Source organism: Stenotrophomonas sp. C3(2023) (assembly GCF_032911385.1).
In the GTDB taxonomy this organism is placed as follows: Bacteria; Pseudomonadota; Gammaproteobacteria; order Xanthomonadales; family Xanthomonadaceae; genus Stenotrophomonas.
In genome coordinates, this window is sequence record NZ_JAWJLO010000001.1 from 2,482,022 (window position 1) to 2,496,208 (window position 14,187).

The window sequence follows — 14,187 nt, forward strand, 5'->3', positions numbered from 1 at the left end:
GGGTGCGACGTACGCGGTCGGCGGGCACGGCGTGCCCCCGGCCGCGGTGCGGCCGATGCCACGCGTGATCAGGGGCAGGCGGACGCCGGTACCCGCGGCAGCGATGCCAGTGCCGCGTCCAGCGCGTCGAGGTTCGGCAACAGCGCGCTGTGCTCGCCGAGCAGGACACGCATGTGCACCGTCGGCGGCAGCGTCTCCTCCGAAGCGTCGGCAAGCAGCCCATCGCGGGGAACCGAGATGAGCTGCGGGAAGCTCTGGGTGAGCAGCGCCAGGTAGGGGCGCTGAGGGTCACCCGCCAGTGACTTGAGCACCACCACCTTGTTGTGGGTGGAGATGGCCTCCCTGCCCAGCCCGGAGAGCATGGCGAAGGACAGCAGCGGCACCTGCCAGCCGTGCCAGGCCAGTTCGCCCAGCAGCCAGTGCGGCGCGTCCTGGACCGGCTGGACATCCACCCGGGACATCATCTCGGCCACGGTGGCGTTGGGCAGCAGTACGCGCTCGACACCTGACTGGATCAGAACTCCACGAATCTCGTCACTGCTGGCGTAGCTCACGGCTGTTGCTCCTCATCAATGGCCCAGCGGGCCGCCACGGCCCTTGCCAGTTCCTGCGGCTCGCCGGCGAACATGCCAGCGGCGACCACGGCGGTGGCAGCGGCGGGGTCATAGCAGCCCTCGCCCACCTGCCCGCCCACCCACGCGCCGGCCTCGGCCAGCGTCAATGCCGGATCGACCTGCAACAGGTCGGCGCCGCTGAGCAGGATCACCGCACTTTCGGCAGCCGGCAGACTGGACACCTGCAGACCGGCGCTGCTGGCAATGAAACACAGCCCGCCATTGCGCAGCTCCACACCGACCGCGTCGGACAGAATATGCACCTGGCCCGGCTCTACCGGCTGTTCGGGTTCGGCCAGGGTCACCGGCAACGCCGATACCCGTGCCATCTGCTTGACCAGGTTACCGTAGCGCGCGCCGTCCAGCGGCATGTGCACCAGCACCGGCACTGACAGGCGCGAAGGCAGCTCGCTCAGCAACCGGCGCAGCGCGTCGGGCCCACCGATGCCGGCCAGCACCAGCACGGCACCGCGCGCGCCGCGCCGCGGCCCGGTAGCGGGTTCTTCCATCTCCACCAGGCTGAGCCGGTCGAGATCGAACACCGGCAGCGCCTGCGCAGTGACGGTAGACGCCGCTGCAGGTGCCGCATCCTCATCCAGCAAGGACCAGCTGCTGTGATCGTTGACGTCCGTTGCCGGATGCCCGCCCGGCGCCGCCGTCGCTGCAGCGGGTGCAAGCGGAACGGTGTCCTGCATCGCAGCCAGCGCCTGCTCGAGTGTCAGCACATCGTCGCCCTGCCGCCTGTCATGGAGGCTGTCGCCGGGCAATGTGCCCGCTACGTCCGCTGCCTCGTCGACGTGCGGGTCGATGCCTGCGTCGGCATGCGCCTGTGCAGGTGTCTGCGGCAGACCGGGTTCAGGCAGCAATGCCTGCTCCTGCTCTGCTCCCGGCGGCAGAACCTGCTGATGACCATGCAGCTTTGCCGCCAGATGACGGCCCCAGCGCTGGGCATCCCACCCGTCGCGACGCGCGGCCACTTCGGCCTCATCGAACACCAGCAGAAAACCGGGCGAGGACAGCACCGGTTCCAGACGCTCCAGCGCATCGTCCACGGCCGCTTCAAGCGCGACCACGACCGCCTGCGGGGCTACGGCCAGCAGTAGTGCAGCATCGAGACTGTTGGGGTCTTCCTCAAGGACGATGGCCACGTTGGCGTGCGAAAGCGCCTCACGCAGGCGCTCACGGGCCGCACCGGCACGGGCCAGCAGTGCCACCGAGGGAATCGTGTCGGGATCAGGTACGGGCACGGGCAATTCCCAGCAGGTCGTAGACATTACGCATCAGGTCAAGCTCCTGGTAGGGCTTGCCCAGGTAGCGCTGCACGCCGATCTCGAACGCACGCTGACGGTGCTTCTCACCACTGCGCGAGGTGATCATCACAATCGGTACCTCGCGGTAGCGCGGGTCGGCCCGCATGGCGGTGGCCAACTCGTAACCGTCCATGCGTGGCATTTCGATGTCCAGCAACATCAGGTCCGGCACGCGCTCTTCGAGGCATTCCAGCGCCTCCACGCCATCGCGGGCCACGCTGACCTCGAAGTTGTGGCGCTCCAGGATGCGGCCAGTCACCTTGCGCATCGTCAGCGAATCGTCGACCACCATCACCAGTGGCACCTGACGCTGCTGTGCCTGTGCGGCAGGCAGCAGCGGCTGCTGCGGATTGGCCTGGTAGCGGCGCACCAGCGGTGCCACATCGAGGATGACCACCACCCTGCCATCGCCGGTGATGGTCGCCCCGTAGATGCCAGGCACCGAAGCGATCTGAAGCCCTACCGGCTTGACCACGATTTCACGGTTGCCCACGACCTGGTCCACCGCCACGGCTGCGCGCAGATCGCCTGCCCGCACCAGCAGCAGCGGCACCTGGTGCTGGCCATCGGCACGTGCCGCCGCCTGGCCCACCAGGCTGCCGAGATCGTACAGGCTGTAGTCTTCGCCGCTGTAACGGTACGTACCGTCGCCCGCTTCAAAGCGCTCACGCGCGATCCGGCCGATGCCGCTGACCGACGCCACCGGCACCGCGAAGCTGGTCTCGCCGATCTGCACGAATACCGCCTGGGTCACCGCCAACGTCTGCGGCAGTCGCAGGGTGAACCGCACGCCCTGCCCGCGCACCGACTCGATATCCACGCTGCCGCCGAGCTGACGCACTTCGTTGCGCACCACGTCCATGCCCACACCACGGCCGGCCAGCTGGCTGACCTGGTCGACGGTGCTGAAGCCGGAGGCGAAGATCAGGTTGTCCAGCTGGGCGTCTGTGACCTCGGCGCCGGCATCGAGCAGACCCCGCTCCACCGCACGCCGCTGGATGGCCTCACGGTCCAGGCCGGCACCATCGTCAGCGACCTCGAGCACGATTTCCGAGCCTTCGCGGCGCAGGCGCAGCGCGATCTGGCCTTCTGCCGGTTTGCCCGCAGCGCGCCGCTGCTCGGGTGTCTCCAGACCGTGGGCCACCGAATTGCGCAGCATGTGCTCGAGCGGCGCCACCATGCGGTCAAGGACATTGCGGTCCAGTTCGCCATGTGTGCCTTCCAGCGTCAGGTGTACCTGCTTTCCGGTTTCAATGCCGGCCTGTCGCACCACCCGCCGCAGACGCGGCACCAGTCCGTCGAATGGCACCATGCGCGCGCGCATCAGACCATCCTGCAGTTCCGAGCTGACGCGTGACTGCTGCTGCAGCAGTCCGTCGTACTGACGCGACAGGTCGTCGAGCACACCCTGCAGCCCTCCCAGATCGGCGGCAGACTCGTTCAGTGCACGGCTGAGCTGCTGCAGGGTCGAGAACCGGTCCAGTTCGAGCGGGTCGAACGCATGGTCGCTCTGATCCTGTTCACGCTGGTAGCGCGCCACGATCTGCGCCTCGGTTTCCAGGTCCAGACGGCGCAGCTGGTCACGCAGGCGCGCATTGGTGCGCTCCAGCTCACCCATGGCGCCGCGGAAGGCACCCAGCTGCTGCTCCAGTCGCGAGCGGTAGATGGCCACTTCACCGGCATGATTGACCAGCCGGTCGAGCAGATCGGCGCGCACACGCACCTGCTCCTGCTGCGGGCGTGCCAGCGGGTCGTCCTCACTGCCCGATTCGGCCGCCAGCGGCGCCGAGAGGGGCTGATGGACCACTGCCGGGAGTGCCGTCCCAGCCGCTGCGTCCGCGTCGTCGCCAGCCGGCGACGGCCCGAGCGTGCGCTGCTCGAAGGCGTCGAGCAGATCGTCGGCCGCCGTGGCCTGGCGATGCTCGCCCGTCAGCATCAGCTGTTTGTGCAGTCGATCAAAGCCACGTTCGAGCAGCTGCACGTCGGCAAGCTCGATACGGGTCCGACCAGCGGCCACTGCTTCGAGCAGCGACTCGATGCCGTGGCCGAGGTCACCAATCGCGTTGATACCCGCCATCCGGGCGCCGCCCTTGAGCGTGTGCAGATCCCGCTGCAGATCGGCCAGCACGTCGCGGTCATCGGGTGTCTCGCGCAGCGCGCTGACCAGCCCATCGCAATGATCGAGCAGGTCGTTGCCCTCCTCGACGAAGATATCCACCAGCTCGCGGTCAAGGACCGAGAAATCCAGCGCGTCGGTGGCGGCCGGCGCGTGCGTCGGCTGCACCACGGCGGCGTGCGCAGCCGTGCCCGGCACTTCCATCTCGAAGAACGGAGCCGGCGCTGCAGCAGGCTCGCTGGCAGCTTCTTCAGGCGCAAGGCCTGCAGCGTCAGCATCGTCGGCATCGGCATCGGCATCGGCATCGACCTCCGCGTCCTCGAGCCCGTGCACGGTGAGAAGCACAGAACCGGACGGCATATCGGATGCGGGCTCGTCCAGCAGATGCAGACCTTCCTCCAGCGCCTGCTCCAGGCTGACCGGCGCATCGAAGTCGCGCTGCTGGTCCTGCTCCGTCGGCTCCTCGAGATCGAGATCGAGGTCGTTCTCGGTCTCGGTATGGGTATCGGTGTCGGTCTCGATCTCGGTCTCGGTCACCGCCGGCTGCAGCTCGGATGCAGGCGCGTCCAGCGGATGCAGACCTTCCTCCAGCGCCTGCTCCAGGCTGATCGGCGCGTCGAAGTCGCGCGGGTCGTTCCGTTCCGCCCCATCCTCCACGCCAAGGTCGGCCTCGGCATCGGTGTCGACAATCGCCTCGTCCATCAGGCTGTCGGCAGCAGGCGGCGTTTCCGCTTCCCCAAGGAGGCCAGGTTCGACGACCGCTTTGGGCATCATGTCCGGTTCCTGGATGGCATCAGAGCCGACGGTCGTGTCGACCTCCTGCACCGCATCCTGGACCAGATCGAGTTCCCGCTCGGCAACCGTTTCCGGCAGCTGTACCCATTCCGGCTCCGCGCCAGCATCGAGCGGCGACAGTGCCACCGTTGCGCGCGCCTGGATGTCGTCAGCCGCAGCATCAACCACAAGGTCCTCGTCCCCGACGGCCTCACCGGGCAGATCATCCTCGTCCACTGCCATTGCCGGCCAACGCGCTTCAGGCAACGTATCGGCCAGCGCCTGCAGGCGCGCAGCCAGCATGTGCTGTGCTGGCACCCGCGGCTGCGGCTGCTGCAGCACCTGCATCGTGGTCTCGATGGCGGCAGCAGTCTGCTGCAGGGCGTGCACCGCGTCGGACGAGGGCGTGATACCGGCAGCAAGCGCACGCTTGATGTAGCTTTCGGCCGCCGCGGTGACCGCGGTGATTTCCGGTACGTCCGTCATCGCGAACGCACCGTTCATGGTGTGCATCGCGCGCAGCAGCGGGTCTTCCACAACCTGCGGTTCGCCGTGCTCCAGCCATTGCCGCAGCGTTACCAGATGAGCCTGCACTTCGGCTTCGAGAATCTCGCGCAGCACATCGTCGATGTGCGCCGGCGTGCCTTCGTACGCGTCGCGCATTGGCTCGTGCTGGTCGACCACGCCGACAGGCGCCGCCGCTTCCTCGTCCGCAGCTGCGGTGGCGTCGGGGTCCTCGGAGGGCATTGCGGGCAAGGGTACGAACCAGGTTTCCTCGCCCTCGGCCACGCGATCGGCCACGGCCTGCAGCGCCTGGATGTCCACACTCACCGCCTGACCGTTGGCCAATGCAGCGTGCAGCTCCGGCAGGGCCTGCTGTGCCTGCTCGACCATCGCCACCACAGCCGGCGATGCGCTGCGGCTGCCGTCGAGCACGCGGTTGAGCATGCTTTCCAGCTTCCAGGCGAACTCACCCAGCGTGCGTGCACCAACCAGCCGGCCACTGCCCTTGAGCGTATGGAACACGCGGCGGATCGGCCGCAGGCGATCGATGTTGTCCGGCTGCGCGCGCCACGCCGGAACCAGGTTGGCGAGGTTGCCCATTTCGTCCTCGAACTCCTCGAGGAACACATCGCGGATGTCCTGGTCGATGTTCTCTGCCTGGTCGTCAAAACCGGCATCAAAGACCGGTGCAGGCGCCGGCGCGCTGGCAGCGGCCTGCGGCTCCGGAGCGGCCGACGCGATATGGTCGCCGAGCGGGTTGAACGCAGCGGCGGCCGCATCGAGCTCGGCAAGGAAGCGTGCATGTGCCGGGTCGATCTCACCCCCGTCCATCGTCTGGACCGCTTCGCTCTGCACGTCGGCGTCCGCTTCAGCGGTACCAGCATCGGACGTGGCACCTGCTTCGGCTGTCGCCCACTGCGCGATGACCTCGTCCATGCCCGGCATCGACGCAGGTGCCGGCGCGGCGGCAGCCGGGGCGTCGTTTACCGCCGACATGTCCATGACCGGCGGCGTGGCTTCGACCTCATCCAGCGCCAGCACGCCATCGGCGTGGCTCAGTACGCCGTCGTCGAACACGTAGCTCACCGCAGGCTGGGCGCTGTCATCCAGGGCGACTTCGGCCATCACCGGATCGAACGGACTGGTGTCCATCCCGGTCGTCTCACGCTCATCAGCGCGCACGCTGGTCACGGGCGCGAACGTGGAAAGCGACCCGGCCGGTGCCCCACCGGCATCAGCATCGGCGACGACGGACTGCAGATCCCAGCGGACATCGCTGATAGTGCCGCCGTAACCTGGATGCAGCGTGTCGGCGGGCTGCCAGATGCCCGACACCTGCTCACCGGCGGTATCGCTGGCAGCCTCTTCGGCGGGTGTCCCGCGCCCCTCGTCCTCGGCACGGACCGGATCGAACCCGGCGAGCGTCGGCACCGGCTCGTTCTGTTCCGTCAGCCTTGCCGGCTCAACTGTGTCCAGCTGCCACAGCGGCTGTTCCGGCGGCGGCTGCAGGGTCGCGGCGAACACCAGTTCGCTTGAACCGGTGCCGGCCGGCACGGCAACGTGGTCCTGGAGCGCCGGTGCCGACGGCAGCGGATCGAAAGTGAAGTCGGGCAGCGGTGGCGGCACGCTGCCCGGAGTCAGCAGCGGCGCGGGGGCGCGCGTGAGTTCGGGCATCGGTGGTGGCGCCACCATCGGCAGCGGTGGCGGCACGGACTGCCGCTGTACGGGCTGCGGTCCGGCCGCTGCAGATGAGGCCGTTTCCGCAGGCGCGGTGTCATCGGTCAGCGCAGGCAGCGGCCAATAACGCAGTGCTTCCAGGCTGCTGCGGGTAATCTCCAGAATGTCTTCGCGTCCTGGCCGCCGGTCGCGCAGGGCCTCCAGGTAATACTCCATGCTGGCCATGGCATCGGCCAGCGTGTCCAGCTGGCGTCCACTGGGCACGCGTTGGCGTGTCACCAGCTCCACGTCGATGTACTGCTGCACACCGCGCAGGTAGTCGGCCGAGGTGCCAAGGTCGAGCATGCGCAGCGCACCGGCAACCTCCCCAAGCAGGCGCGGCACGTCCTGCAGTTCGGCATGGTTCCAGTTGGTCTCGATGAAGGCGACGAAGTGCTCGCGCGCTGCCGTGAAATTGGCGATGGCCTCGTGGGCCAGCACTTCGACGGTACGGCGTGTTTCGGCCGCGGCCGGATCATCCTCGCCATTGCCAACCGCGCCGAGGTGGGCGACCTGGTCGTCCAGCGAGGCGTCGACGTACAGCAGCGCGCCTGCGATATCCAGCAGCAGGCTTTCGTCGATCTGCTGCTGGCCCTGGGCCACCGCAGCCAGCGCGTCGCGCTGCTGCACCACCACATTGCGCGCCACGCCGAGGCCCATCATGCCCAGCGTGTCGCCTACCGCGGTGAGCTCGTCGACCTGCTGCTGCAGCTGCTGGGGCATCCCGCCGGTACGCAGGTGCAGGTCCAGCGCATCCTTGATCCGCAGCAGCTCTTCCTTGACCGCATTGCCAACGGTGTCTAGCAGCTCGCGGTTGCGCCCGCTCAGGCTGCCACGTGCGTGCTCGACCTCGGCCTGCGTTGCACTGATGCTGTCCGGAGCGAAAGCAAACAGCACGCTCTCATTGATGCCAGGCGCGCCGCGCGCGGCGCGGATCTCGTTCAACAGCGGCAGCAGCACGATCGGAATATCGCGATGGCCGTTCTGCAGCCGCTCCAGATAATCCGGCAGCAGTACGCTGCCGCGCATCAGGGCGGAACAGGCTTCGTCACGGTCGAGCACCTCGCCGGCGCTGATCGAGCGCGCCAGCTGCTCAAGCTCCTCGGCGACCATGGCCGGGGCATACAGTTCCACCATGCGCAGGGTGCCCTGCACCTGGTGCAGGTGACCGGCGCACACCTCCATGCGGCCGGTCCCGGCAGGATCTTCAGCGAAGTACTCCACTTCATTGCGCACCTGGCGCAGGGTTTCGTCCAGCTCCGGCTTGACCCAGCCCAGCGCTGCATGGCTCATCGCGTCGCGCAGCGTGCTCATGCCCGGACTCCACTGGCCATGGCGTGGCTACGCGCATTGAACGCATGCGCGGCCATCTGGCGGTTTACAGGAAGGTGCATCATCGTGAGGGTCCTTGCTGCGCCACGGTGCCGGCTCAGGCCGGCAGCTTGAAGTCGGCAACCGAGCGGCGCAGATCGGCCGCCAGCTGTGCCAGGTGGCCGATCGATTCGGCGGTCTGCCCGGCGCCCTGCGAGGTCTGCCCGGTGATCTGCCGGATCACGCCCATGGTCAGGGTGATGTCCGACGCCGCCGCCGACTGCTGCTGGGCCGCTACCGAGATGCTCTTGATCAGGTTGTTGAGGGCGTTGGACACGCGCTCGATTTCCGTCAGCGCGGTACCCGCATCCTCGGCCAGGCGCGCACCGGAGACCACCTCGGCGGTGGTCTGCTCCATCGAGTTGACCGCCTCGTTGGTGTCGGCCTGGATCGCCTGGACCAGGCTCTCGATACGGCTGGTCGCGCCGGAGGTGCGCTCTGCCAGGCGCTGCACTTCGTCGGCCACTACGGCAAAACCACGACCGGCCTCGCCCGCCGAGGCCGCCTGCACGGCTGCATTCAGCGCCAGGATGTTGGTCTGCTCGGAAATGTCGTTGATCAGTTCCACGATCGAGCCGATTTCCTGCGAGGACTCGCCGAGCCGCTTGATGCGCTTGGAGGTCTCCTGGATCTGGTCGCGGATCTGGTCCATGCCCTGGATGGTCTCGCGGACCACGCCAGCACCCTCGGCAGCGATGACCACCGAACGATGAGCCACATCGGCCGACTCGGACGAGTTGCGCGACACCTGCTCGATGCTGGCGGCGATTTCGCCGATACGCTCGGATGCACTGGTGATCTGGTTGGCCTGATGGCCCGCCGCTTCAGCCAGCTGCATCGCCGTGGCCTGCGTTTCCTGGGTGGACAGGGCGACCTTGGCCGACGTGTCGTTGATCGTGGTCACAAGATGGCGGAGCTCGTCGACGGCGTAGTTGATCGCGTCGGCGATTGCACCGGTCATGTCCTCGGTCACCGACGCCTTGACCGTCAGGTCGCCCTCACCCAGCGAGCTGATTTCATCCAGCAGCCGCATGATCGCCTGCTGGTTGCGGCTGTTGAACTCCACCTGGGTCTGATACCGCAGCTCCTGCTCGCGCGAGCGGCCGCGCACCGAGGTGGCGACGAAGCCGATGATGGCGATCAGTGACAGGGCGCCGGAGACCACACCGATCCAGAAGTTCGGGAACAGGCGGGTGTCGCTGACCGAGCCGAACGAAGAAAATGCGTTGAACAGCGAGCGGCTCTCGTTGAGCATCGTGGTCGAACCGCTGGTCAGGCTGGCAGCCGCCGACTGGGCGGCAAACAACTGCCGGGAGCTGGCCAGAATGGCGTCGGCGTCGGTCTTCATCGTCGCCCACTGCTGCTGCGACTGCTCCAGCGCAGCCAGGGCACCAGCCCCGCGCACCGGCGCGATCCCCAGCTCGGCATTGCCATCACGCAGTGCGTCGAGCACCTGGGTGAACACGGTGATGTCACGTGCCAGCGCGTCGCCGGCGGCGGCAGCGCCCGCACCGCCAGCGCGGATCTCGGTGACACGGCGGGCCATGGAGCCGGCCACGACCACCTGCTGCAGCGCACTGTAGATCTGCGAGGCCGGTGCACCGGAGGCGCTCATCGCGCGTACGACTTCATTCAACTGCGCCTGCAGCCCCGGCACCGCGCCGGAGAAACTGTTGGCCTTGCCGGCCAGCGCCAGCACGGCCGGCTCGCTCGCAGCCAGCTGCCCGGCACTCTCACCCAGCGGCGCCCAGACGCGGGCCAGCGAAGCGATCGGCGCGGTGACGCCCGGCTCCTTTCCGTAGCGCGTCTGCAGCGTGGCCACGTTCTCTTCGATGGCGGCGCGGGTCGCCTTGAAAGCCGTGAAGGCCTGCGCGTTGCCGGCCACGGCCTCACGACCCTGGTTGGCAAGCTGCTGTGACAGCACCTGCAGATCGGCGGCCTTGGTACTGGCATCGGCCAGACGGCTGCCCTGCCAGGTGGCCACGCCGGTGTTGGCACCGAACAGCACCATCGACACCAGCAGCAGGACCAACCAGCCGTTGATGCCCGCCAGGCGCAGCTTGCTGTTCCTGGACGATTCGGAAGCAGTACTCATCGCTCAACCTCGGTGTTCAATGCAATGCGAGAGACGGCAGGCGGCCTTCAGGCGGCGGCTTGCCGGAATTCAGGGGTGCGCGACAGCAGCGACAGCGAGAAAACGCCCCAGTCATGGCCGTCGGCATGGAAGGCGCGGTCGACGAAGTGCGCGTAGCGCCCCTCGGCCAGTACCCCCGCCTCCACCTCCTGCCCCGGCTCGAAGCTGCGCTGGCCGAACAGCTCGTCGATGGCCAGCGCCACGTCGCCGCCGCTCTGGCGCATGATCAGCACCCGCTGGCCTTCCTGCTGCACGGTGCGCGCGCCTTCCAGAAACAGCTTCAGGTCGATCACCGGGAACAGGTTGCCGCGCAGGTTGCCGACGCCGAGCAGCCAGGGCTGCGCGCACGGCACCGGGGTCACCGGCGGCATCGGCACGATTTCCACCACTTCGCGGAAGTCGGACACCAGCCGCCGTTTGCCGATGCGATAGCCCACGCCGCGCCACAGATCCTGGTCGAACTGGCGTTCCGGCAGCTGCACGGCATGGGCCAGGCTGCGCCGTTCATAGGCCTGCAGGATGTCGAAAGGTGAACGCATCACGCCACCAGTTCGTTGATGCGCGCGATCAGATCTTCCTCGCGCGGCGGTTTGACGATGTAGTCGGCCGCCCCTTGGCGCAGTCCCCACGCCTTGTCGGTTTCCATCGATTTGGTGCTGACGATGATGACCGGAATGCGCCGCGTAGCCTCCTCGCGCGCCATCGCACGGGTGGCCTGGAAGCCGCTCATGCCCGGCAGCACCACGTCCATCAGCACCAGCTGAGGCTGCTGCTCACGCACCAGCTGCAGGCCGTCCTCTGCGTTGTCCGCTTCGATGACCTCATGTCCGGCTTTGCGCAGCCACGCGCCGAACACCGCGCGGTCTGTCGGTGAATCCTCGATCAGAACGATACGAGCCATTGTGCCTTACCCCCCTGGTCAGGCGTTGACGTATGTGCGGATGGCACCCAGCAGTTCTTCGCGCGTGAAGGGCTTGGTCAGGTACTGCTCGGACCCGACGATGCGGCCGCGTGCCTTGTCGAACAGGCCATCCTTGGAAGACAGCATGATGACCGGCGTTGACTTGAAGAGCTGGTTGCCCTTGATCAGCGCGCAGGTCTGGTAGCCGTCCAGACGCGGCATCATGATGTCCACGAAGATGATCTGTGGCTGCTGGTCGGCGATCTTGGCCAGGGCCTCGAAGCCGTCAGTAGCGGTGACCACCTCGCAGCCTTCACGTTTGAGCAGCGTCTCAGCCGTCCTGCGGATGGTCTTCGAGTCGTCGATGACCATCACCCGGAGTCCTGCGAGCTCCCCACCCGCAGTCATGTTCTCAGTCATTACCTGTCCCCAAGCGCGACACGTCGTGGTCGGTGCCGCTGCGAAGACGTATCTATATCGCACTTGCGCCGCTGCCAGCAAGCGTCGCCGATGCCGGCCGCTCCGTTCAGCCGCGGCCCCGGACGCAGCGTTGCGTCGACCGCGCGGGCACTGCAGCGGCAATGCCGCTACCATCTGCTCCTTGTCTGCCAGGTACCCCCCATGCCGCTGAACGTCATCGTGGTGATGGACCCCATCGCCCACATCAAGATCGCCAAGGACACCACCTTCGCCATGCTGCTGGAGGCGCAGCGCCGCGGCCACGCCCTGCACTACGTGCGCCCTGGCGGCCTGTCCATCGCCGACGGCCGGGCCATGGCCGAGGTCGCCCCGCTGCAGGTGCGCGATGACCCGTCCGACTGGTACACGCTGGGCGGCTTCGCCCCGCTGCCTCTCGGCCCGGGCCAGATCGTGCTGATGCGCAAGGACCCGCCGGTGGATGGGGAATTCATCTACGACACGCAGATCCTTGGCCTGGCCGCCGACGCTGGCGCGCTGGTGGTCAACAACCCGCAGGGCCTGCGCGACTACAACGAGAAGCTGGCCGCCCAGCTGTTCCCGGACTGCTGCCCGCCCACGCTGGTCAGCCGTGACATCAAGGCACTGAAAGCCTTCGTGCTGGCGCAGGGCCAGGCGGTGCTCAAACCGCTGGACGGGATGGGCGGCCGCTCGATCTTCCGCAGCGGCCAGGGCGATGCCAACCTCAACGTGATCCTGGAAACCCTGACCGACGGCGGCCGGTCGCTGGCGCTGGCCCAGAGCTACATCCCCGAGATCACCGAGGGTGACAAGCGCATCCTGCTGATCGACGGCGAACCGGTCGACTACTGCCTGGCCCGCATTCCACAGGGCGACGAGTTCCGCGGCAACCTCGCCGCCGGCGGGCGTGGCGAGGGCCGCCCTCTCAGTGCGCGCGACCGTGAGATCGCCGCGCGGGTGGGCCCGGAGATGAAGCGCCGCGGCATGCGGTTTGTTGGTCTGGACGTCATCGGCGATTACCTGACCGAAGTCAACGTGACCAGCCCGACCTGCGTACGCGAGCTGGATGCCCAGTTCGGCCTGAACATCGCCGGCCAGCTGTTCGACGCGCTTGAGGCTGGCCTGGCCGGATGAGTGTGGCCGCGCCCCTGCCGGTCGCGCACCGGGAGCGTCAGCGGCTGACTGCCACGCTGGCGTTGTCGTTGGCCCTGCATGCGCTGGTCATTCTCGGCGTGGGGTTTGCCGTGCGTGGCGAGGCGCCGCTGGTGCCGACGCTGGATGTGATCTTCAGCCAGACCCGTACGGCTTTGACGCCCAAGGAAGCGGACTTTCTCGCTGCGGCCAGCCAGACCGGCGGCGGTGACCACGAGCGCGCGCAGCGTCCGCGCGACAGCCAGGCGGGCATCGTGCCGCAGGCCTTGCCGGGCGTACGCCCGGTTCCGCAGCAGCGCCAGGACGCCGCCGCGCCCCCTGCACCGCAGCCGCGGGTGATCAGCAGCCGCAACGGTGAAACCACGATACCCATGGCGCAGCCACAGCCGCTGCCGGCCCAGCCGACGCCCGATGCGGCGCCGGATGCGCGCGAGCAGCGTGATGCGGAGATGGCGCGGCTGGCGGCCGAGGTCCACCTGCGTTCGGCGCAGTATGCCAAGCGACCGAACCGCAAGTTCGTATCGGCCAGCACGCGCGAGTATGCGTGGGCCAATTACCTGCGGGCGTGGGTGGACCGGGCCGAGCGCATCGGCAATCTGAACTATCCCGACCAGGCGCGGCAACGCCGGCTGGGCGGGCAGGTGGTGATCACGGTGGGGGTGCGTCGCGATGGCAGTGTGGAGAGCAGCCGGATTCTGCGTTCGAGCGGCACGCCGTTGCTGGATGAGGCGGCGCTGCGGATCGTGGCGCTGGCGCAGCCGTTTCCGCCGCTGCCGGAAAGCGATGATGGGGTGGATATTCTGCAGGTGACGCGCACTTGGGTGTTTCTGCCGGGCGGGCAGCTTCGGGACGAGTGAGGGGTTGCTGGCGGGGGCTGCGCCCCCGCACCCCTGCCATTGCAACAGCAACAGCAACAGCAACAGCAACAGCAAAATCGTCGGCTGTGTGCTGTTCGGGAGCTGGGCGGGGCGGTGTGGGCCTGCGGGGGGACGGCAAAAACTGCTCCTGCGGGCCTTGTTTCGCGCCATCCGTGGCGCTCGACACCCCCCGCAGCCCCACACCGCCCCGCCCCCGATACTTTCCGGTTCACGGCTGGAAACAACCTCTGGCAGGTGACGACCGTTGGTCGTCACGCTGTTGATCCTGCTGTTGGCTCT

Annotated in this window: 9 protein-coding genes; 2 read left to right on the forward strand and 7 right to left on the reverse strand. The window is 67.8% G+C overall.

What is annotated here, in order from left to right:
* Positions 1-68: 68 nt before the first annotated feature.
* The 7 genes from RZA67_RS11200 to pilG all read right to left on the reverse strand — a co-directional run bounded on the left by RZA67_RS11200 (position 69) and on the right by pilG (position 11,860).
* Positions 69-554 (reverse strand): chemotaxis protein CheW, encoded by a 486-nt coding sequence (locus tag RZA67_RS11200; protein WP_317212821.1) that lies wholly within the window; start codon positions 552-554, stop codon positions 69-71.
* Positions 551-1,861 carry a chemotaxis protein CheB gene (locus tag RZA67_RS11205; RefSeq protein WP_317212822.1) on the reverse strand — a complete coding sequence of 437 codons (1,311 nt, stop codon included), beginning with the start codon at positions 1,859-1,861 and terminating at the stop codon, positions 551-553. Before RZA67_RS11205 ends, RZA67_RS11200 begins: the two co-directional genes overlap by 4 nt.
* A complete protein-coding gene (locus RZA67_RS11210; RefSeq protein ID WP_317212823.1) occupies positions 1,848-8,348 on the reverse strand; it encodes an Hpt domain-containing protein in 6,501 nt (2,166 codons plus the stop codon). Before RZA67_RS11210 ends, RZA67_RS11205 begins: the two co-directional genes overlap by 14 nt.
* Positions 8,349-8,463: 115 nt before the next feature.
* A complete protein-coding gene (locus tag RZA67_RS11215) occupies positions 8,464-10,500 on the reverse strand; it encodes a methyl-accepting chemotaxis protein (RefSeq protein WP_317212824.1) in 2,037 nt (678 codons plus the stop codon).
* Positions 10,501-10,547: 47 nt separating this feature from the next.
* Positions 10,548-11,078 (reverse strand): chemotaxis protein CheW, encoded by a 531-nt coding sequence (locus RZA67_RS11220; protein WP_317212825.1) that lies wholly within the window; start codon positions 11,076-11,078, stop codon positions 10,548-10,550.
* Complete coding sequence (locus RZA67_RS11225) at positions 11,078-11,440, reverse strand: response regulator (RefSeq protein WP_317212826.1); 363 nt, start codon at positions 11,438-11,440, stop codon at positions 11,078-11,080. The genes RZA67_RS11220 and RZA67_RS11225 overlap by 1 nt, the downstream gene beginning before the upstream one ends.
* An 18-nt stretch (positions 11,441-11,458) precedes the next feature.
* Positions 11,459-11,860 (reverse strand): twitching motility response regulator PilG, encoded by a 402-nt coding sequence (gene pilG, locus RZA67_RS11230; protein WP_042614342.1) that lies wholly within the window; start codon positions 11,858-11,860, stop codon positions 11,459-11,461.
* Positions 11,861-12,061: 201 nt separating this feature from the next.
* Between pilG and gshB the strand changes: the two genes are divergently transcribed.
* Positions 12,062-13,012, forward strand: a complete 951-nt coding sequence (gshB, locus tag RZA67_RS11235; protein WP_317212827.1) for a glutathione synthase — start codon at positions 12,062-12,064, stop codon at positions 13,010-13,012.
* Positions 13,009-13,887, forward strand: a complete 879-nt coding sequence (locus tag RZA67_RS11240; RefSeq protein ID WP_317212828.1) for an energy transducer TonB — start codon at positions 13,009-13,011, stop codon at positions 13,885-13,887. The genes gshB and RZA67_RS11240 overlap by 4 nt, the downstream gene beginning before the upstream one ends.
* Positions 13,888-14,187 lie beyond the last annotated feature (300 nt).

Bases quoted from the DNA above. Each gene is read 5' to 3' on its own strand.
- RZA67_RS11225 (WP_317212826.1), bottom strand. From the start codon at position 11,440: ATGGCTCGTATCGTTCTGATCGAGGATTCACCGACAGACCGCGCGGTG.
- gshB (WP_317212827.1), top strand. From the start codon at position 12,062: ATGCCGCTGAACGTCATCGTGGTGATGGACCCCATCGCCCACATCAAG.
- RZA67_RS11220 (WP_317212825.1), bottom strand. From the start codon at position 11,078: ATGCGTTCACCTTTCGACATCCTGCAGGCCTATGAACGGCGCAGCCTG.
- RZA67_RS11215 (WP_317212824.1), bottom strand. From the start codon at position 10,500: ATGAGTACTGCTTCCGAATCGTCCAGGAACAGCAAGCTGCGCCTGGCG.
- RZA67_RS11210 (WP_317212823.1), bottom strand. From the start codon at position 8,348: ATGAGCACGCTGCGCGACGCGATGAGCCATGCAGCGCTGGGCTGGGTC.
- pilG (WP_042614342.1), bottom strand. From the start codon at position 11,860: ATGACTGAGAACATGACTGCGGGTGGGGAGCTCGCAGGACTCCGGGTG.
- RZA67_RS11240 (WP_317212828.1), top strand. From the start codon at position 13,009: ATGAGTGTGGCCGCGCCCCTGCCGGTCGCGCACCGGGAGCGTCAGCGG.